Here is a 19,497-nt window from a genome sequence, read left to right as displayed (position 1 = left end):
GAACCGCCGCGTACCCCGCAGGTCTCGGGCGGGACGAAGGCGGGAACGGAGCCGCCGGTACACTGCCGCTTCACCCCAGATCGCCCCGGAGGTCTTCGTGAGAACCAGCGCCCTGGCCGTCAGCGCGGCCGCCGCGCTCGCCCTCACCGGCTGCGGCGGCGGTGAGGGGGACACGGCCGGCTCGGGCGCCTCGTCCGCTCCGCCCACCACGCTCGCGCCGCTCCCCATCGTGAAGCCCTCCGACATGAAGCCCCTCGTCGGACGCTGGGTCGGCGCCGCCGGGGACCACTTCCAGTTCGCGGCGGACGGCAAGGGCGTGTGGATGAGGCAGAAGCAGAAGCTCTGGAGCGGGACGGTCGTCCCCGAGGGCGGGGGCAAGTACCGCTTCTCCTGGAAGGGCGGCGACCCGCGGACCGCGTCCTACTGGGGCGTCGCCCTCGGCGAGGGCGGGAGATCGCTCGTGTTCGCGGGCACCAACCAGACCTACAAGAAGGCGGCCGCCACGAAGCGCGGCGCACAGGGGGGCAGGGGATGACCGGCACCGCGGACGGGGCGTTCACGTCACCCGCCGACGTGGGCGGCAGGCTGGCGGAGGTCCGCTACCTCGCCGACGAGTCGATCGCCACGACCGTCTATCTCGCGCAGACGCTCGGCAAGCCGCTCCTGGTCGAGGGGCCCGCCGGGGTCGGCAAGACGGAGCTGGCCAAGGCCGTCGCCGCCGCGACCGGCGCCGAGCTGATCCGGCTCCAGTGCTACGAGGGACTGGACGAGGCCCGCGCCCTGTACGAGTTCAACTACAAGAAGCAGCTCCTCGCCATCCAGGCGGCGCCCTCCGACCGGGCCTGGCAGGAGACCCACGACGACATCTTCTCCGAGGAGTTCCTCCTGGAGCGGCCGCTGCTGGCGGCCATCCGGCGCACCGGCCCGACCGTCCTGCTGATCGACGAGGCGGACAAGGCCGACGTCGAGGTGGAGGGCATGCTGCTGGAGGTCCTGTCGGACTTCCAGGTCACGATCCCCGAGCTCGGCACCGTCGGCGCCGTCCGCCGCCCGTTCGTGCTGATCACCTCGAACGCGGCGCGGGAACTGTCGGAGGCGCTCAAGCGCCGCTGCCTCTACCTGCACCTGGGCTACCCGGCGCCCGACCGGGAGCGCGACATCGTCCTCGCCCAGGTGCCCGGGATCGAGGCGGAGCTGGCCGAGCAGCTCGTCCGGACGGTCGGCACGCTGCGCGACCTGGAGATCAAGAAGGCCCCGTCGATCGCCGAGACCGTCGACTGGGCGCGCACCCTGCTCGCCCTCGGCCTGGACGACCTGGACGAGGCGGCCGTCGCGCGGACCCTCGGCGTCGTCCTCAAGCACGTCACCGACCAGGAACGCGCGGCCAAGGAACTGGGGCTGCGGGGCTGACCCCGGGATCAGGTGACATGGCCTCCCTCATCGACCGCCACACGGGGTTCCTCGCGGAGCTGCGCCGGTCCGGCCTGCCGGTGTCGGTCGCCGAGGGACTGGACGCCGTCCGCGCCGTGCAGGCCGTCGGCCTCCTCGACCGCGAGTCGCTGCGCGCCGCCTATGCGGCCACGCTCGTCAAGCGCCCCCAGCACCGCCCCACCTTCGACACGCTCTTCGACCTGTGGTTCCCCGCCGCGGTGGGGGACGGCGCCGGATCCCGCCCGGACCCGGACCGCCCCGCACGGACGACGGACGACGACGGGCGCCCCGTCCAGCCCGCGCTCGACCCGCAGGTCCAGGCTCGCCGCGGCGAGCTGGCCGAACTCCTGCTGTCCGGGGACGACGCCGGGCTGCGGCAGTTCGCGCGCCTGGCCGTCGCCGAGTACGGCCAGACGCCGGGGCAGGAGTCGTGGTTCTCCTTCGGGGTCATGCGCGCCATGTCGCCCGACACGCTCATGGCCCGGCTGCTCAACGCCGTCCTGACGGGGCAGGAGCGGGGCGGCATGGCCGAGCGGGTCGCCCGCCGCACGTTCCGCGAGCGCATCGCCCGGTTCGAGGACCTCGTGGCCGGGGAGGTGCGGCGCCGCATCGCCGAGGACACCGGCGTCGAGCGCACCGCCCGCATCGCCGTGCGCCCGCCGCTGGAACGGCTCGACTTCTCCAGTGCGAACCGGGCCGAGCTGGCCGCGCTGCGCCGCGAGGTGTACCCGCTGGCGCGCAAGCTCGCGTCCCGGCTCGTGCAGAAGCAGCGGCACGGCAGGCGCGGGCGGCTCGACTTCCGCCGGACGGTCCGCGCGTCCCTCGCCAGCGGGGGAGTGCCGCTCACCACCCACCACCGGCCGCGCCGCCCGCACAAGCCCGAGCTGGTCGTCCTGTGCGACGCCAGCGACTCGGTGTCGGCGTTCGCGCACTTCACGCTGCTGCTGACGTTCGCGCTGCGGGAGCAGTTCAGCAAGGTCCGCGCGTTCGCGTTCATCGACGCCACCGACGAGATCACCCGGTTCTTCGCGCCCGGGACGGACGTCACCGACGCGATGACCCGCCTGGCCTCCGAGGCCGATCTCGTGTGGATCACCGGCCGCTCCGACTACGGGCATGCGATCAAGGTCTTCGACGACAGGTACCGCGACGCCATCACGCCCAAGACGTCGCTGCTGATCCTCGGCGACGCCCGCTCCAACTACGGCGGGCTGTCCCTGCCGGTCCTGCGCTCGATGGTCGACCGCGCCCGGCACGCGTACTGGCTCAACCCCGAGCCGCGGAGCCGGTGGGACACCGGCGACTCCGCCGCGTCCCGCTACGGCGAGCTCGTCCCCATGTACGAGTGCCGCAACCTGACCCAGCTCGCCGCCTTCATCGGGGAACTCGCCTGACACCGGCCGGGCGGATTCCGCGCGCGGGGCGGTTTAGGTGGAATTGACCGGATAATCTGCACGCTCATGGAGACCGACACGGCGGAGCCTGCGCCGCGGCCCAGGCGGATCCTGTTCGGCCCCCTGTGGCGGTTCGTCGACGGCGCCCCGGACGACACGCGGGCCCGGATCGCGCGCCGCGCCCGCGTCCTGGTGACGATCGCGACCGGCCTCGCCAACCTGGTCGGCGCGCTGGTCGTGCTCGCCTTCGCGGTGCTCATGCCCGACCCGGTCGGCGACGTCTCCGAGCGGCTGCAGCTCATCAACCTGATCGTCTTCACCGCCTACGTCGCCGCCGCGATGCCCGTCGGCCTCGTGCTCGGCGAGCGCTTCTTCCGCCGCGTCCACCGCCTGGTCGAGCGGCACGAGGAGCCCGACCGGCACGAGCGCTCCCTGTTGCTGTACGGCCCGCTGCGCCTGATGTCCCTGCACCTGAGCCTCTGGGGCATCGGGACGGTCGGCTGGGTGATCATCAACGCCCCGTTCTCCGGGCTGCTCGCCGTCAAGCTCGGCCTCACCAGCCTGCTCGGCGGCCTGACCACCTGCACCGTCGTGTACCTGCTGACCGAGCGGCTGCTCCGCCGCGCGGTGACGACGGCGCTGCGCAGCGAGATGCCGCGCCGCACCGGACTGCCGGGCGTCGTCGCGCGCTCCGTCCTCGCCTGGGGGCTCGGCACCGCCGTACCGATCCTCGGGCTGATCACCCTGGCGGTCGGCTCGTTCCTCATCGCCAGGATCACCGTGCGGGACTTCGCGCTGGCCGTGCTCGCCCTCGGCGGGATCGCGCTCGTCGTCGGCCTCGGCGTCACCTACGGCGCCGCCCGCGCGATCGCCGACCCGGTGGAGTCCGTGCGGCACGGCCTGGCCCGGGTCCAACGCGGCGACCTGGACGTCGAGGTGCCCGTCTACGACGCCAGCGAGGTCGGCCTGCTGCAGGCCGGGTTCAACCACATGGCCGCCGGGCTGCGCGAGCACGAGCGGCTCCAGGACCTGTTCGGCCGCCAGGTCGGGGAGGACGCCGCGCGCGTCGCCGTCGAGCGCGGCGTCGACCTCGGCGGCGAGCTCCGCGAGGTCGCGGTGATCTTCGTGGACATCATCGGCTCCACCCGGCTCGCCGCCGACCGCCCGCCCGCCGAGGTCGTCCGGCTGCTCAACGACTTCTTCGCCGTGGTCGTCGAGGTGGTCGGCGCGCACGGCGGCTGGATCAACAAGTTCGAGGGCGACGCCGCGCTGGCGATCTTCGGCGCGCCCCTCGACCTGGACGGCGCGCCCGGCCGCGCCCTCGCCGCGTCCCGCGAGCTGGCCCGGCGCCTGCGCCACGACGTCCCCGGCCTGGAGGCGGCCGTCGGCGTCTCCGCCGGCGAGGCCGTCGCGGGGCACATCGGCGCCGAGGAGCGCTTCGAGTACACCGTGATCGGCGACCCGGTGAACGAGGCCGCCCGGCTCACCGACCTCGCCAAGGACACCCCCGAGCGCGTTTACGCGGCGGGCTCCCTCGTCGCCCGCGCCGACCCGGGCGAGGCGGCGCACTGGTCGCTGGGCGACGAGACCCTCCTGCGCGGCCGCACCCGGCCCACCCGGCTCGCCTCGCCCCGCCCGGCCGGGCGCGTCCCGTCCTGACGCCCGGCGGCTCAGTGGCCGCGGGCGATCCACTCCTCCAGGTGCGGGGCCTCCGCGCCGATGGCGGTGGAGTCGCCGTGGCCGGTCCGCACCGTCGTCTCCGCGGGCAGGGTCAGGAGCCGCTCCCGGATCGAGGTGATGATCGTCGGGAAGTCGGAGAACGACCGCCCGGTCGCGCCCGGCCCGCCGTTGAACAAGGTGTCGCCGGAGAACACCGTGCCCAGCCCGGGCGCGTGCAGGCACACCGCGCCGGGACTGTGGCCGGGAGTGTGCAGGACGGTGAGATCGGTCCCCGCGACCGTGATGACCTGCCCGTCGGACAGGTCGCCGTCGGGACTCGTGTCCGGATGCCTCTGCTTCCACAGCATCAGGTCGTCCGGGTGCAGCAGGATCGGCGCGCCGGTGCGGGCCCTCAGCGCGGGCGCGGCGTCGATGTGGTCGTCGTGGCCGTGCGTCGACACGATGGCCACGAGCCGCCGGCCGCCGAGCGCCTCCGCGATCGCGCCGGCGTCGTGCGCGGCGTCGATGACGATCGCCTCGCTGTCGTCGCCGACGATCCAGACGTTGTTGTCGACGTCCCACGTCCCGCCGTCCAGCGAGAACGTCCCGGACGTGACGATGTGGTCGACGCGGGCCATCAGAGCATCACCACCGAGCGCAGCACGTCGCCGTGGTGCATCTTCTCGAACGCGCCCTCCACGCCGTCCAGCGCGATCGTCTCGGACACGAACGCGTCCAGGTCCAGGCGGCCCTGCAGGTACAGGTCGATGAGCATCGGGAAGTCCCGCGAGGGGAGGCAGTCGCCGTACCACGACGACTTCAGCGAGCCTCCGCGCCCGAACACGTCGAGCAGCGGGAGCTCCAGCCTCATCTCCGGGGTCGGCACGCCGACCAGCACGACCGTCCCGGCGAGGTCCCGGGCGTAGAAGGCCTGCTCGTAGGTCTCCGGGCGGCCGACCGCCTCGATGACGACGTCCGCGCCGAACCCGCCCGTCATCTCCCGGACCGTCTCGACGACGTCGCGTTCCCTGGCGTCGACGACGTGCGTCGCGCCCAGCGAGGCCGCGGTGGCCAGCTTCCGCTCGTCCAGGTCGATCGCGATGATCTCCGCCGCGCCCGCCAGCCGCGCCCCGAGCACCGACGCCGCGCCGCCGCCGCCGCACCCGATGACCGCGACCGAGTCGCCCCGCCCGACCCCGCCGGTGTTGATCGCGGCGCCGATCCCCGCCATCACGCCGCACCCGAGCAGCCCCGCGACCTCGGGCGGTGCCGCCGCGTCGACCTTGGTGCACTGCCCCGCAGCCACCAGGGTCTTGTCGGCGAACGCGCCGATGCCCAGCGCGGGCGACAGCTCGGTGCCGTCCTCGAGCGTCATCTTCTGCGCGGCGTTGTGCGTGTCGAAGCAGTACCAGGGACGTCCCCGCAGGCAGGCGCGGCACTGCCCGCACACGGCCCGCCAGTTCAGGACCACGAAGTCGCCCGGCGCGACCTCCGTCACCCCGTCGCCCACCGTTTCGACCACCCCGGCGGCCTCATGCCCGAGCAGGAAGGGGAACTCGTCGTTGATCCCGCCCTCGCGGTAGTGCAGGTCGGTGTGGCAGACCCCGCACGCCTGGATCCGGACGACCGCCTCTCCGGGCCCGGGGTCCGGAACCGTGATCGTCTCGATCCGCACCGGCTGCCCCTTGCCCGGTGCGACCACCCCGCGTACCTGCTGCGCCATGCTGCCGCCTCCCATCGTCGATCTTCTTCCGAGCCTATTACTCCCGCCGGGGTACCGCCTCGACCGGACGGGAGGCCCCCGCAGGTACGAGATCCAAGATCACCGATCGGCGTGATGTGCCTCCGGCGGGCCGCGCCGGAGGCTGGAGCCCCCCGAGCAGAGGAGACCGCCGATGAGGCGCCCCACGTTCCGTCCGACCACCGGTCTGGCCGCGGCCGCCGTCTGCGTCGCGCTCACCGCCGGAACCGTCCCCGCCGTGGCGGGCGACGGCGGCGGCCGGACCGCACGCACGCACGACCACGCCGTGCGGGGACACCTCGTCTCCGCCACCCACCTCGGCGGCATGACCGCCGACCGGGTCCGCACATGGCTGGCGACCGAGGAGTTCGACGCCGCCTCCGTCCGTTACGGCGTCGACCACTACCGCCTCGTCTACCGGACGATCGACACCCGCGGCCGCCCGACCACCGCCAGCGGCCTCCTCGTCCTGCCCCGCAACGGCGACCGATGGCTCCGCACCGTCTCGTACACCCACGGCACGACGAGCTACAAGCCCGACGCCCCCTCGGTCGCCGACGGCGTCTGGGACCGCGGCCCGGCCGTCACCTACGCCGCCGCGGGCTTCGCCGCCGTCGCCCCCGACTACCTCGGGCTCGGCAAGGGGCCCGGCATCCACCCGTGGAAGCACGTCCCGTCCGAGACCTCCGCGTCTCTCGACATGCTCCGCGCCGCGCGGCGTTTCGTCCCGTGGAAGGGCCGCTTCCTGGACGGCCAGGTCCTGGCGACCGGGTTCTCCCAGGGCGCGTCATCGGCCCTCGGCCTGGCCCGGGCCCTCCAGGACCGCGCCGACCCGCACTTCCGCGTCCGCGCGGTCGCCCCGATCGCCGGCGCCTACGACTTCCGGGGCGCCGAACTGCCCGCCCTGCTGAACGGCGACCTTGACGAAAAGATGTCCGTCGCCTACGCCGCCTACCTGCTCACGTCCTGGAACCGCGTCTACGGCGGCATCTACGAGGACCCCTCGGAACTGTTCGAGGACGCGTACGCGAGCCGCGTCGAGAAGTACTTCGACGGCACGACCCCCGGCCCGGACATGCTGAAGGGCCTTCCAGGAACGCTCGAAGACCTGCTCAAGCCGCGCGGCTTCGAGATCCTGCGCCACCCGTCCGGCGCCTTCGCCGAGGCGCTGCGCGTGGACGCGGAGGTCTGCACGGCCTGGACCCCGCGCGTCCCCGTCCGCCTCTACAAGATCAGCGACGATGAGCAGGCCACGACCCTCAACACCGACCACTGCGCGGCGTCCTTCCGCACCCGCGGTGTCCGCACCCCGATCGTCGACGTGGGCGACCGGCTCTACGGCGGCTCCCGCCACCTGGGCGCCAACCTGGCCGGCACCGCCCGGACCGTCCGCTGGTTCACCTCGCTCAGGTGAAGTGGATGGCCTGGAGTTTGTCGGCGGTGTCGCGGTCGAGGATCGTGACGCCGGTGGCGGGCGGGAGCGGGTCGCCGCCGCGGGCGCGGTCGATGAGCGGGCGCCAGCGGCGGCAGTGGCGGGCGAACGTGATGGGGGCGACGACCCGGCCGCGGGCGATCTGGCCGGCGCGGGCCGTGTCGGGGTCGACGTCGATCAGGATCAGGTGCAGGTGGTTGCCGCGGTGGCGCGCCACCCACGCGAAGAAGTGCAGGATGTGCGGCCAGGTGCCGCGGGTGTGCGCGACCACGCCGCAGCCGGTCCAGATCGCGCGGCCGATCCGCCACACATGGGTGGCGTGGACGAGCGGGGTGCGCAGCCGGATCGGGAGGGGACGCAGCGACCGCGCCCACCAGTTGCGGGACTGGCCGGAGTCGATGACGAGGACGTCACCGGCGGGCACCGGCACGGTCTCGTCACCGTCCAGCCCGTACAGGCGGTTCAGCAGGGTGCTCTTGCCGGCCCCCGGAAGGCCGGCGACGAGCACCAGGGAACCCGCCGGGTAGCGCAGGGTGGGTCCCGGATCCACTTCCTCGAGTTCGTGGATGGTCGTCTCCTGGTATCGGCCCGCCGTGTGTTGGAGCAACGAACGCCCACCACCACTTGTTCCGGCCGGGAGATCACCAGCCGCGGTCCCGCCATTCGGAGAGCGCGGGACGTTCGCGGCCGAGCGTCGAGTCCTTGCCGTGGCCTGGATAGAACCAGGTGGCGTCCGGGAGCCGGTCGAAAACGCGTTCCTCGACGTCGGAGAGAAGCTGCTTGAAGCGGGTCGGGTCGCCCCAGGTGTTGCCGACTCCGCCGGGGAACAGGCTGTCGCCGGTGAACAGATGCGGGCGGTCGCTCAGTTCGCCGCCCGCCTCGTACAGTAGCGCGATCGAGCCGGGCGTGTGGCCGCGCAGGTGAATGACGTCCAGGCTCGCGTTCCCCACCTGGACGGTGTCGCCGTGCTCGACGGGCTCGGCGACCGGCTCGGGCAGCGCCTCGGCGTCGCGGGGGTGCGCGGCGACCGGGGCGCCGGTCGCGCGGACGACCTCGCTCAGCGCCATCCAGTGGTCCTGGTGCCGGTGCGTGGTGACGATGCGGGCCAGGGGGCCGTCGCCGATCAGCTCCAGCAGCCGGGGCGCCTCGTTGGCCGCGTCGACGAGCAGCCGCTCGCCGGTGGCGGTGCAGCGCAGGACGTAGGCGTTGTTGTCGTAGGGCCCGACCGACACCTTCGTGACGGTCAGGCCGGGCAGTTCCCGGACGTCGGGACGGCCGCCGGTCTCGACGTTTCCCATGTAGGTCATGCGTCCTCCCGCCGAGGTGCGAATGGGTGGTGCGAAGTCCCCATCCTGCATCATCGGCGCCCTGGACCGGCCCCGCCGCCCAGACGTGGCGCGAATGAGTCACCAGACGCAGTCGAACCGTGCGCCTGCGGACGGAGTTTTCCGTCTTGCCAGCGCACCATGGGAAATGGAAGATCAGGACCGATGGAACCGTGAGGACGGTGAAGCGTTGGTTACCGCATTCCGTCCCGGACCGGACAGGGAGAAGCCCGAGGACATCCTCGGGCACGCCTGCACGCTGGTCCGGCTCTGCGGCAGGGACTCCGCCATCGCCGCGGTGTTCCTCGCCCTCGTGCTGGTCGGGACCGTGTCCCGGCTGGCGGCCGGCATGCCCGGCCTCCCCGCGCTGGCGCTGCTGCCGGTGCTTGCCGGATCATTCGCGATCTCCGCCGGATACGCGGTCAGGTGCCGCCGGACGCTGGTGTCCGTGCTCGCCGAGGTCCGCGGCCGGACCGGCTCACCCGTCGACCGGGGCGCGCCCTGGACCCCCTTCGGATCGGCGGTCGCGCTGGACGACCGGATCCGCGACGTGGAACTGCGCCGGCTGCTGTCGGCGGCGCACCGCTGCGGCGAACTCTCCTGGCAGGCCGTGGCGTGGGCGGCGGCGACCTCGGTGCTGTTCATGTTCTGGACGCTGGCGGCGGCGATGGCTGGAGGCTGACCCGATTGATCGACGATGTCCCCGGTGGCGCGACGCCCCCCGAAACCCCCCTGGGCGTCCGGCCGGGAAGCTTCTGGGAGCGGCTGGAACCCTCCGACCGGCAGGCCCTGCGCGCCATGGGACGGCGCACCGAGATCCCGCCCGGCGGGATGCTGTGCCATCAGGGGTCGGTCGCGCCGGCCGTGTACGTGGTGTTCAAGGCGTCCCCGCGCGCCGCGAGCAACGCGGTGGCCAAGGAGTTCGTGGACTCCAGCGACGGCGACGAGTCGATCATCGATCTGTTCGGGGCCGGGGACCTGGTCGGGGTCCTCGGCCCCTGGGGGCATCCGCAGCGCGGCACCGTCGCCGCGCTGGACCACGTCACGGCGCTGCGGGTGGACCGCCGCAAGTTCCGCAGCCTCCTGGCGGCCAGCCCGCAGGTCGCCGAGGCGATGATGCACGCGATCTCCCAGACCGTCACGTTCGGCGGCCGCCGGCACGCGGTGCGGGCGGCCGACCACCCCCAGCGGCTCGCCTACCACCTGCTGGAGCTGGCCCACCGGTTCGGCGAGCCCGCCCCCGGGCAGGGGACGCGGATCCCGCTGAAGCTCAGCCAGGCGGAGCTGGCGAACTGGGCGGGCATCTCCCGCGAGACCCTGGTGCGGTGGTTCCGGCTGTGGCGGTCGCGGGGGATCCTCGGCGGCAGGCCCCGCCCGCTGGTCGTCCTCGACATCGAGCGGCTGCGCCGGGCGGCGAGCCCGTGGGGGGACGAGTGGCCGGCCGCCGACCAGGAGCCGGTACGCCGGGCCGGGCCCGAGGCGGACGCCGGGATCGCGGCGCGGGAGCCGGTGCGGCTCGGCGGCGGCGCGCCGGCCCGGGTCCGGCTCCCCGCGGACAACCCCTACTTCGCCGGCCGGAGCCTCAGCCTCAGCAAGCTGGACATGCTGGTCGGCCAGTCCGAATGGCCGCGCGCCGTGATCGTCCAGGGGATGGCGGGGGTCGGCAAGACGACGCTGGCGCTGCACTGGGCGCACCGGGTCGTCGACCGGTTCCCCGACGGCGTCCTGTTCGCCGACCTGCGCGGCACGAGGCGCAGTCCCGTCACCCCTGCGGAGGCCATGGGCCAGGTGCTGCGCGCCGCGGGCGTCCCGGGCGACCAGCTCCCGCGCACCGAGACGGAGCTCGCCGCGCAGTGCCGGTCGATGTTGGACGGCCGGCGGATGCTGCTGATCCTCGACAACGCCGCCCGGCCCGAGCAGATCAGGCCGCTGCTGGCCGCGGCTACGGCGGGGCTGGTGGTCGTGACGAGCCGGCGGCGGCTGCCCGCGCTGCTGGAGGGCGCCGACATCCGGACGCTGGAGCTGCAGGAGATGGCGTCGCAGGAGGCGGTCGACCTCATCTCGAACGTGCTCGGCCCGGGGGACGTCCGCGTCCGGGAGGAGCGCAGGGCGGTCGTGCGGCTGGCCCGCGAGTGCGGGCACCTGCCGCTGGCGCTCGGCGTCATGGCCGGGCGGCTGGCCGAGAACCCCGGGGAGTCGATCGCGGCGACCGTCCGGGAGCTGGCCGCGCGGGACGGCGAGTCCGCGCCGCCGTACGGGCCGGGCCTGGCGGGCGCCGGGCTGGGCGAGGGCGCCTCCCACGGCGCGTCCGGGCCGGGCCCGCTGGCCGTCATGAGCCCGACGTTCGACGTCGCCTACCGGAGCCTGCGCCCCGACCAGCGCGAGGCGTTCCGCAGGCTGGGCCTGGTCGCGGGCCCCGACTTCACGCCCGTCGCCCTGGCGGCCCTGCAGGACCGGACGGTGGACGAGGCGCGCGAGTGCCTGGAGGGCCTGCGCCAGGCCTACCTGGTGCAGGACGTCGGGCCGGGCCGCTACCGGATGCACGACCTGCTGCGCGAGTTCGCCCGGGAGCGGGGGCTGCGGGAGGACTCCGACGGCGAGCTGCTCGCGGCGCAGCGGCGGCTGCTGGCCGGCTGCCTCGCCGGGGCACGCGAGGCCGGAGCGGCGCTGGCGGGACGGCCCCGTCCGACCGTCCACCGGGGCGAGAAGCGGGGCGGCCCGCCGACGGCCGCCGAGCGCGCGGCGGGCCTCGGCTGGTTCGAGTCCGAGCGGCGCAACCTCGTGGCCGCCGTGCACCAGGCGGCCCGGCTCGGGCTGCACCGGACGTGCTGGGAACTGGCCGACGCGCTGTTCGACTTCCAGGACTTCCGGCGCTACAGCGAGGACAACATCGCGATCCACCAGGCGGCCCTGCACGCGGCCCGCACCGAGGAGGACTGGGCGGTCGCGGCCGTGATGCTGCACAACCTGGCGATGGCGCACTTCGAGCTGGGCGACTCGGTCCAGGCCATCGGGTACGGGGAGGACGCGCGGCGCGGCTTCCGGGCCGTCGACCCGCCCGACCGGTACGGGGAGGCCCTGACCCTGGCGACCCTGGCCGACGTGTACGTGACGCTGGGCCGCTACCTCACGGCCATCGAACACGCGGACCGCTCCCTGGCCATCCACGGTGAGATGCGGGACGCGGGCGGCGACGGGGGAGTCGCCAAGGGGCACGACACGCTGGCACGCGCCTACCTGGGCCTGGCCGGCTACGAGGCGGCACTGGAACACGCCGGGAAGGCGCTGGACATACGGCGCGGGATCGGCGACCAGCCGGGCGTGGCGGAGACCCTGCTCACCGTCGCCCAGGTGCACCGGCGCCAGGGCAACGTCCACGAGGCGGTGTCGCACGCGCTGGAGGCCCTGTACATCCGCCAGGAGCAGGCCGACATGCACGGGTCCGCGCAAGCGCTGACGGAACTGGCGCGCATGAACGCGATGCTCGGCCTACGCGACATGGCACAGCAGGACGCCGAGCAGGCGCTCCAGACCTACCGTGCCCTGGGAGCGCGACACGGAGAGGCGCGCGCTCTCAACACGCTCGGCAGGCTGATGTGCGACGCCACCAAGTTCGCCGAGGCGTTCACCTATTGCGGGCAGGCGCTGCGCCTGCACCGCGACACCAGCAACCGGCACGGCGAGTCCGAGGCGCTCGCCCAGATCGGGATCGTCCACTCGCGGCTCGGACGGTACCGGGAGGCGCGCGAGCACCTGCTGCGGGCCCTGGAGATCCGCCGCGAGATCGGCGACCAGCACGGCGAGGCCCACGACCTGGAGCACCTGACGCTGGTCATGCGCCGCCTCGGCCGCCACCAGGAGGCGTTCGTCCTCGGCCTGGAGGCCCTGGACCTGTGGCACCAGCTCGGCGCGCAGGGCGGAATGGCCGGCACGCTCGGCAGCCTGGCCCGCACGTACTCCTGGCTCGGCCTGCCCGAGGACGCCGAGCGCGCCGCGCGGCAGGCGCTGCGGATCCGCGAATCCGGCGGGGACTGGTACGGCCTCGGCGTCGGGATGGACACCCTCGCCGCCGTGCTGCGCCGCGCCGGGCGCCCCGAGGAGGCCCTCGAACACGAGCTGGAGGCGATGCGGCTCCTCGGCGAGGTCGGCGACCGGCACGGCGAGGGCACCGCCCTGGTCCACCTGTCCGCCATTCACCTGGACCTCGGCCGGGCCGACGACGCCCTGGACACCGGGCGCCGCGCCCACGATCTGGCCGCCGAACTCGGCGACACCCGCGCGCAGGCGTACGCGCTGCACTCGATGGCCCGCGCGTCCCAGATGCTCGGCAAGCACGCCCGCGCGGTCGAGCACGTGGGCGCCGAGATCGGCATCCGCCGCGACATGGACGACCAGTCGGGCCTGCGGCGCGCGCTGGAGCTGCTGCGCGACTCCCATCTCGCGCTCGGCGACCAGGCCGCCGCCGCCGACTGCGTCCGGCGCGTCCGCGCCCTGGACAGCTGGCTTGAATCGGACGGGTCTCTTGAATCGGACAGGTCTCTCGACATGTGACAAAAGACCTAGTTCATCGGCGCGGCGCCGCGTTCACTGGACCTGTGGCACAAGATCGATGATGCACCGGACCATGAGCACCGGCTCGTGAACCACCGGCTCATCAAGCACCGTGCCCCGGCCCGGGTTCGGCGGAGGAGGCGAGATGGAGACCACCCGGTTCTGGGACGCGCTGCCCGAACGCGCTCGCGAGGCGCTGCGGCGGGCCGGTGCCCCCGTGGTGATCAGGCAGGGCGCCTACCTGATGCGCGAGCACACCCGCGCGTCCCAGGTCTTCGTCCTGCGCGCCGGAGCGGTGAAGGTGTGGGTCGACCGGGACGGTGAGACCGCCATCCTCGACATCCTCGGCCCCGGCGACCTCGTCGGGGAGCTGGAGGCCGTGGACGGCGGCGTCCGGCACGCCAACGTCGAGGCGCTGACCCGCGTGGAGGCGCTCGTGCTGCCCGCCGGGCGGTTCCGGAGCGTCCTGGACGACCATCCCGGTTCGTCCTGGGCCGTCGCCGCCGTCTTGGCCGAACGGCTGCGCGACGCCAACGAACTGCGCGTCGCCCACTTCCCCGACGATCCCGGGCGGCGCCTCGCGAGCCGGCTGCTGCGCCTGGTGGAGCGGTTCGGCTCCCCGGTCAAGGAGGAACGCCCCGACGGCGTGACCGAGGCGCCCGACGAGGGCGGCGTCCAGGTCCGGATACCCGTCACCCAGCAGGATCTCGGACGGTGGGCCGGGATGGGCCGCCGCAAGGTGGCGCAGATCCTCGCCGCCGACCCCGTCCGCGGCGGCCTCACCGTCGCCCGCCACGCGATCGTCGTCCGCTCGGTGGACGCCCTGCACCGCCTGGCGGGCCACGACGCCGACTGAAGCCGGCCTGCCACGGCGCCGGCCGAGCACGGCGCCGATTCGCCGAGGCGGCGTTCAGAAGGCCGCGGGCCGGTGCGGCCAGGGCGGCGGTTCGGGCAGCCGGCCGTCCGGGCGGATGCTCACGCCCGCGCCGTCCGTGCGCCCGCTGAGCCAGCCGAGCAGCGCCCGCCCCGACCCCGACGCCTCCGGGCCGCCGGGCGCCCGGCCGAGGTCGGCGGACTCGCCGGAGTCCGTCGCGGTGATCCGGAGCCCGGAGAGCTCACCGCGGAGCGCCTCCGGAAGCGCGGCCAGGTCCGCCAGCGTACTGCCCAGCGACCACCGGACGTAGGGCTCGGGCCAGTCGGCGGGGCCGTACCCGGCGGCGAGGTCGACGTGGTGCGCCTCCACCTCGTTCCACCGGCGGTACAGCGTGTACCAGGCGGGATGCCGCCAGCCCGCCATCGCCTCCACGGGAGCGCCCCACGCGCCCTCGGGCAGGCTCCTCGCCTGCTCGGCGAAGCGCCCCCCGGTCGCGCGGACGTCCTCGGCCAGCGCGTCGCGGTCCCGCCCGGCCCCCTCCTCCAGCGCGGCGTTCCGGGCGTCCAGGCTCGGGTACTGCGGGATCCTCACACCCGTACGCGCCCATTCGAGCAGGTTCCACAGGGAGTCGGCGTTCCTGGCGATGTGCGTGGCCACGTGCCCGCGGCTCCACCCGGGCAGGGCGGACGGGGCGCGCAGATCCTGCTCGCCGAGCTTCGACAGCGTCCCGATGATGCGGTCCACGCCGGAATCCAGCTCATCGATCACTTCTCGCCAGTCCATGACGCGCCTCCCCTAGACCCGAGTGCGCCTTCATCCTTCCGCACCGCCCCCGCCCGTGCCACACTTGAACGATCATGGAGCGACCGATCTGCCTGACCTGCGGAGTCCAGTACGCCGGGCCCCGTGCGGACTGCCCGATCTGCGAGGACGAGCGCCAGTACGTCGGCTGGAACGGCCAGCGATGGACGACGCTGGAGGAACTCCGGGCCGACCACCGGGGCCGGGTCGCCGAAGAGGGGCCGGGCGTCATCGGGATCGGCACCGAGCCGTCCACCGCCATCGGGCAGCGCGCCCTGCTGCTGCGCGCCCCGTCCGGCAACGTCCTCTGGGACATGGTCACCCACATCGACGACGACCTGATCCGCCAGGTCCACGACCTGGGCGGCATCTCCGCGATCGCGGTCAGCCACCCCCACTTCTACGGCAGCATGATCGAGTGGGCGCACGCCTTCGACGCCCCGGTCTACATCCACGAGGCCGACCGGCGCTGGGTCGCCCGCCCGGACGACGCGGTGGTCTTCTGGTCCGGCGACACCCGCGAAATCGCCGACGGCCTCACGCTGATCAACGCGGGCGTGCACTTCGACGGCGGCCAGGTCCTGCACTGGCGGGACGCCCGAGCGGTGTTCTCCGGCGACATCCTGCAGGTGGTCAACGACCGCGACTGGGTCAGCTTCATGTACAGCTACCCGAACCTCATCCCCGAGCGGCCCCGCACGGTCCGCCGCGCCCTGCGCCTCCTGGAGCCCTACGACTTCGACCGCGTCTACGGCGCCTGGTGGAAGAAGATCGTCTACACCGACGGCAAGGAGGCCGTCCGCCGCTCCGCCGAGCGGTACCTCGCCTTCGCACTTGACGACGGCGCCCCCGGCGACGAGTGACCGCGCGCCGAGCCCACGCCATCCCGCGCCCGCGCCGGGAACCATGTGAGGAGGGTGACGCAGGCGTTGCGGTGGCGAGAGGCGTTCGAACACGTGTACGGTGCGTTGGTGCCGTCCGTGCCCTCGCGGGACGGGCGGGGAGCGTCATGAAATGCGGCGGGAGCCGTCGCCGTTAATGACTCGGGGGACTCTGTCGTACCCCTTGGCTAGCCTTGAGACCGGCCTGTCCGCCGATCGCCGCGCCCAGAAGAGGAACCGGATCAACGCCGTGCATGACCGACTCATCGTGCGTGGAGCACGCGAGCACAACCTGAAGGACGTCTCGCTCGACCTCCCGCGGGACTCCCTGATCGTGTTCACCGGTCTGTCGGGCTCCGGGAAGTCCAGCCTGGCGTTCGACACGATCTTCGCGGAGGGGCAGCGGCGGTACGTGGAGTCGCTGTCGGCCTACGCCCGCCAGTTCCTCGGGCAGATGGACAAGCCCGACGTCGACTTCATCGAGGGGCTGTCCCCGGCGGTGTCGATCGACCAGAAGTCGACCAGCAAGAACCCGCGGTCGACGGTCGGGACCATCACCGAGGTGTACGACTACCTCCGGCTGCTGTACGCGCGGATCGGGCACCCGCACTGCCCCGAGTGCGGCCGGCCGATCACCCGGCAGGCGCCGCAGCAGATCGTCGACCGGGTGCTGGAGCTGGAGCCGGGCACCCGGTTCCAGGTGCTGGCGCCGGTGATCCGGGGGCGCAAGGGCGAGTACCTGGAGCTGTTCCGGGAGCTGCAGTCCAAGGGGTACTCGCGGGCGATCGTGGACGGCCGGACGATCCGCCTGGACGAGCCGCCCACGCTGAAGAAGCAGGAGAAGCACGACATCGCGGTCGTGGTCGACCGGCTCTCGGTGAAGGACTCGGCGCGCCAGCGGCTCGCCGACTCGGTGGAGACGGCGCTCGGCCTCGCCGGCGGGACGATCGTCCTCGACTTCGTCGACGTGCCCGAAGACGACGAGAACCGCACCCGGATGTTCTCCGAGCACCTGTACTGCCCCTACGACGACCTGTCGTTCGAAGAGCTGGAGCCCCGGTCGTTCTCGTTCAACTCGCCCTACGGCGCGTGCCCCGACTGCACCGGGCTCGGGACGCGGATGGAGGTCGACCCGGAGCTCGTCGTCCCGGACGAGGAGCTGACGCTCGGCGAGGGCGCGATCCAGCCGTGGTCGAACGGGCACGTCAGCGACTACTTCCTGCGCCTGCTGTCCGCGCTCGGCGATGCGATGGGCTTCGACCTCAACACGCCCTGGGAGAAGCTGCCCGCCAAGGCGCGCAAGGCGATCCTCAACGGTCACGAGACCCAGGTCCACGTGCGCTACAAGAACCGGTACGGCCGGACGAGGTCGTACTACACCGCGTACGAGGGCGTGATCCCCTACATCCAGCGGCGCCACGCCGAGGCCGAGAGCGACACCAGCCGGGAGCGGTACGAGGGCTACATGCGGGAGATCCCGTGCCCGACGTGCGACGGCGCCCGCCTCAAGCCGGTCGTGCTCGCCGTCACCATGGGCGGGATGTCGATCGCCGAGGTCGCCGCGAAGCCGATCGGCGAGGCCGCGAAGTTCCTGCTCGCCATGGAGCTGAGCGACCGCGAGCGGCACATCGCCGAGCGCGTCCTGAAGGAGATCAACGCCCGGCTCGGGTTCCTGCTGGACGTCGGCCTCGACTACCTGTCCCTCGACCGGCCTGCGGCGACCCTCGCCGGGGGAGAGGCGCAGCGCATCCGGCTGGCCACGCAGATCGGGTCGGGCCTGGTCGGCGTCCTGTACGTGCTGGACGAGCCGTCCATCGGCCTGCACCAGCGCGACAACCACCGGCTGCTGGAGACGCTGCTCCGGCTGCGCGACATGGGCAACACCCTGATCGTCGTCGAGCACGACGAGGACACCATCGCCGCCGCCGACTGGATCGTCGACATCGGCCCCCGCGCCGGCGAGCACGGCGGCGAGATCGTCGTGTCCGGCTCCCTTGAGGACCTGAAGAAGTCCGACCGCTCCGTGACCGGCGCCTACCTCGACGGGCGACGCGAGATCGCCGTCCCGGAGATCCGCCGGCCCCGCACGAGGGGCCGCGAGGTCACGGTGAAGGGCGCCCAGCAGAACAACCTCCGGGACGTGGACGTGGCGTTCCCGCTCGGCGTTTTCACCGCGGTGACCGGCGTGTCCGGCTCGGGCAAGTCGACGCTGGTCAACGACATCCTCTACAGCTCGCTGGCCAAGAAGCTGAACGGGGCCAAGCTCGTCCCCGGCCGGCACCGGCGCGTCAACGGCGTCGACCAGCTCGACAAGGTCGTCCACGTCGACCAGTCGCCGATCGGGCGCACGCCGCGGTCCAACCCGGCCACCTACACCGGCGTGTTCGACCACATCCGCAAGCTGTTCGCGCAGACGACCGAGGCGAAGGTCCGCGGCTACCAGCCCGGCCGGTTCTCCTTCAACGTCAAGGGCGGCCGCTGCGAGAACTGCTCCGGCGACGGCACCATCAAGATCGAGATGAACTTCCTGCCGGACGTCTACGTCCCCTGCGAGGTCTGCCACGGCGCCCGCTACAACCGGGAGACCCTGGAGGTCCACTACAAGGGCAAGACGATCTCCGAGGTGCTCGACATGCCGATCGAGCAGGCCACCGAGTTCTTCGAGCCGATCAAGGCGATCCACCGGCACCTGAAGACCCTCAACGACGTCGGCCTCGGCTACGTCCGGCTCGGCCAGCCCGCGCCGACCCTGTCCGGCGGCGAGGCCCAGCGCGTCAAGCTGGCGTCCGAGCTGCAGAAGCGCTCGACCGGCCGCACGATCTACGTGCTGGACGAGCCGACCACCGGCCTGCACTTCGACGACATCCGCAGGCTCCTCGGCGTCCTGAACGGCCTGGTCGACAAGGGCAACACGGTGATCGTCATCGAGCACAACCTGGACGTCATCAAGACCGCCGACTGGATCATCGACATGGGCCCCGAGGGCGGCTCCCGCGGCGGCACCGTCGTCGCCGCCGGCACCCCCGAGGACGTCGCCAAGGTCGACGCCAGCCACACCGGCGTGTTCCTCAGTGGTGTCCTCGGCGTCAGGCCCTAGAGGGCTGTACTCATGGCGGTTCCCTTGGCGTCGGGCCTGGGAGCCCTCCTTCGGCGGGCACTGCACTGCGATCGCTGCATCGCTTTGAACTAGCCATGGCGGCTCGCTGCGCGATCAGGTTTCTCGCTTCGCTCGAAACCTGCCTTCGGACGCGATCGCAGTGATTTCGGTTGTTGCGGGGTTGCGTTGGGACTGGGGTCGGTGCAGTTGTGGGTGCGGTGCGTTGGTCCGGTGGTCGTCCGGGATCATGGAGTCATGAGTGACGAGATGAAGCCCGGAGGGGTCGGGCGGCGGATGGTGCTGTGCGGGGG

15 protein-coding genes are annotated in these 19,497 nt (G+C 73.0%); 10 read left to right on the top strand and 5 right to left on the bottom strand.

Going from position 1 to position 19,497, the window contains the following annotated elements; translation table 11 throughout:
• The first annotated feature begins 97 nt into the window (after positions 1–97).
• The 4 genes from E1281_RS06940 to E1281_RS06925 all read left to right on the top strand — a co-directional run bounded on the left by E1281_RS06940 (position 98) and on the right by E1281_RS06925 (position 4,484).
• Complete coding sequence (locus E1281_RS06940) at positions 98–535, top strand: hypothetical protein (RefSeq protein WP_243716671.1); 438 nt, start codon at positions 98–100, stop codon at positions 533–535.
• Positions 532–1,410, top strand: a complete 879-nt coding sequence (locus E1281_RS06935) for a MoxR family ATPase (protein WP_131876315.1) — start codon at positions 532–534, stop codon at positions 1,408–1,410. Before E1281_RS06940 ends, E1281_RS06935 begins: the two co-directional genes overlap by 4 nt.
• Before the next feature lie 17 nt (positions 1,411–1,427).
• Positions 1,428–2,825: a VWA domain-containing protein gene (locus tag E1281_RS06930; protein WP_131876314.1), complete on the top strand. Its 1,398-nt coding sequence runs from the start codon at positions 1,428–1,430 to the stop codon at positions 2,823–2,825.
• Positions 2,826–2,891: 66 nt separating this feature from the next.
• Positions 2,892–4,484 (top strand): adenylate/guanylate cyclase domain-containing protein, encoded by a 1,593-nt coding sequence (locus tag E1281_RS06925; RefSeq protein WP_131876313.1) that lies wholly within the window; start codon positions 2,892–2,894, stop codon positions 4,482–4,484.
• A gap of 11 nt (positions 4,485–4,495) precedes the next feature.
• Here E1281_RS06925 and E1281_RS06920 read toward each other — a convergent pair whose 3' ends face one another.
• Positions 4,496–5,122 (bottom strand): MBL fold metallo-hydrolase, encoded by a 627-nt coding sequence (locus tag E1281_RS06920; protein WP_207943150.1) that lies wholly within the window; start codon positions 5,120–5,122, stop codon positions 4,496–4,498.
• Positions 5,122–6,207, bottom strand: coding sequence for an S-(hydroxymethyl)mycothiol dehydrogenase (locus tag E1281_RS06915; RefSeq protein ID WP_131876332.1), 1,086 nt, complete (start codon positions 6,205–6,207; stop codon positions 5,122–5,124). Before E1281_RS06915 ends, E1281_RS06920 begins: the two co-directional genes overlap by 1 nt.
• A gap of 172 nt (positions 6,208–6,379) precedes the next feature.
• Between E1281_RS06915 and E1281_RS06910 the strand changes: the two genes are divergently transcribed.
• Entirely contained in the window at positions 6,380–7,639 is a 1,260-nt protein-coding gene (locus tag E1281_RS06910; RefSeq protein WP_207943149.1) for a hypothetical protein, read from the top strand.
• On the opposite strand, the gene E1281_RS06905 is transcribed toward E1281_RS06910, so the two are convergent.
• Entirely contained in the window at positions 7,632–8,207 is a 576-nt protein-coding gene (locus E1281_RS06905; RefSeq protein ID WP_131876312.1) for an ATP-binding protein, read from the bottom strand. The genes E1281_RS06910 and E1281_RS06905 overlap by 8 nt on opposite strands.
• 91 nt (positions 8,208–8,298) lie before the next feature.
• Positions 8,299–8,964 (bottom strand): MBL fold metallo-hydrolase, encoded by a 666-nt coding sequence (locus E1281_RS06900; protein ID WP_131876311.1) that lies wholly within the window; start codon positions 8,962–8,964, stop codon positions 8,299–8,301.
• 208 nt (positions 8,965–9,172) lie between these two features.
• On the opposite strand from E1281_RS06900, the gene E1281_RS06895 reads away from it, so the two are divergent.
• The 3 genes from E1281_RS06895 to E1281_RS06885 all read left to right on the top strand — a co-directional run bounded on the left by E1281_RS06895 (position 9,173) and on the right by E1281_RS06885 (position 14,389).
• The gene (locus E1281_RS06895) at positions 9,173–9,664 is read left to right on the top strand and encodes a hypothetical protein (protein WP_131876310.1); all 492 of its coding nucleotides are present in this window, start codon (positions 9,173–9,175) and stop codon (positions 9,662–9,664) included.
• Between the two features lie 5 nt (positions 9,665–9,669).
• Positions 9,670–13,533 (top strand): tetratricopeptide repeat protein, encoded by a 3,864-nt coding sequence (locus tag E1281_RS06890; protein WP_131876309.1) that lies wholly within the window; start codon positions 9,670–9,672, stop codon positions 13,531–13,533.
• 145 nt (positions 13,534–13,678) lie between these two features.
• Entirely contained in the window at positions 13,679–14,389 is a 711-nt protein-coding gene (locus E1281_RS06885; RefSeq protein WP_131876308.1) for a Crp/Fnr family transcriptional regulator, read from the top strand.
• A gap of 54 nt (positions 14,390–14,443) precedes the next feature.
• Here E1281_RS06885 and E1281_RS06880 read toward each other — a convergent pair whose 3' ends face one another.
• Entirely contained in the window at positions 14,444–15,190 is a 747-nt protein-coding gene (locus E1281_RS06880) for a maleylpyruvate isomerase family mycothiol-dependent enzyme (protein ID WP_131876307.1), read from the bottom strand.
• A gap of 74 nt (positions 15,191–15,264) precedes the next feature.
• On the opposite strand from E1281_RS06880, the gene E1281_RS06875 reads away from it, so the two are divergent.
• Positions 15,265–16,071 carry an MBL fold metallo-hydrolase gene (locus E1281_RS06875; protein ID WP_131876306.1) on the top strand — a complete coding sequence of 269 codons (807 nt, stop codon included), beginning with the start codon at positions 15,265–15,267 and terminating at the stop codon, positions 16,069–16,071.
• 268 nt (positions 16,072–16,339) lie between these two features.
• Entirely contained in the window at positions 16,340–19,186 is a 2,847-nt protein-coding gene (gene uvrA / locus E1281_RS06870; RefSeq protein ID WP_131876305.1) for an excinuclease ABC subunit UvrA, read from the top strand.
• Positions 19,187–19,497: the final 311 nt, after the last annotated feature.

It is taken from the genome of Actinomadura sp. KC345 (assembly GCF_004348515.1).
Classification (GTDB): Bacteria; Actinomycetota; Actinomycetes; order Streptosporangiales; family Streptosporangiaceae; genus Spirillospora.
Note: the sequence above shows the minus strand (reverse complement) of the source record. Positions and strands in the feature narration are given on the sequence as shown.

Bases quoted from the DNA above. Each gene is read 5' to 3' on its own strand.
- E1281_RS06925 (WP_131876313.1), top strand. From the start codon at position 2,892: ATGGAGACCGACACGGCGGAGCCTGCGCCGCGGCCCAGGCGGATCCTG.
- E1281_RS06930 (WP_131876314.1), top strand. From the start codon at position 1,428: ATGGCCTCCCTCATCGACCGCCACACGGGGTTCCTCGCGGAGCTGCGC.
- E1281_RS06880 (WP_131876307.1), bottom strand. From the start codon at position 15,190: ATGGACTGGCGAGAAGTGATCGATGAGCTGGATTCCGGCGTGGACCGC.
- E1281_RS06875 (WP_131876306.1), top strand. From the start codon at position 15,265: ATGGAGCGACCGATCTGCCTGACCTGCGGAGTCCAGTACGCCGGGCCC.
- E1281_RS06900 (WP_131876311.1), bottom strand. From the start codon at position 8,964: ATGACCTACATGGGAAACGTCGAGACCGGCGGCCGTCCCGACGTCCGG.
- E1281_RS06915 (WP_131876332.1), bottom strand. From the start codon at position 6,207: ATGGCGCAGCAGGTACGCGGGGTGGTCGCACCGGGCAAGGGGCAGCCG.
- E1281_RS06920 (WP_207943150.1), bottom strand. From the start codon at position 5,122: ATGGCCCGCGTCGACCACATCGTCACGTCCGGGACGTTCTCGCTGGAC.
- E1281_RS06885 (WP_131876308.1), top strand. From the start codon at position 13,679: ATGGAGACCACCCGGTTCTGGGACGCGCTGCCCGAACGCGCTCGCGAG.
- E1281_RS06935 (WP_131876315.1), top strand. From the start codon at position 532: ATGACCGGCACCGCGGACGGGGCGTTCACGTCACCCGCCGACGTGGGC.
- E1281_RS06910 (WP_207943149.1), top strand. From the start codon at position 6,380: ATGAGGCGCCCCACGTTCCGTCCGACCACCGGTCTGGCCGCGGCCGCC.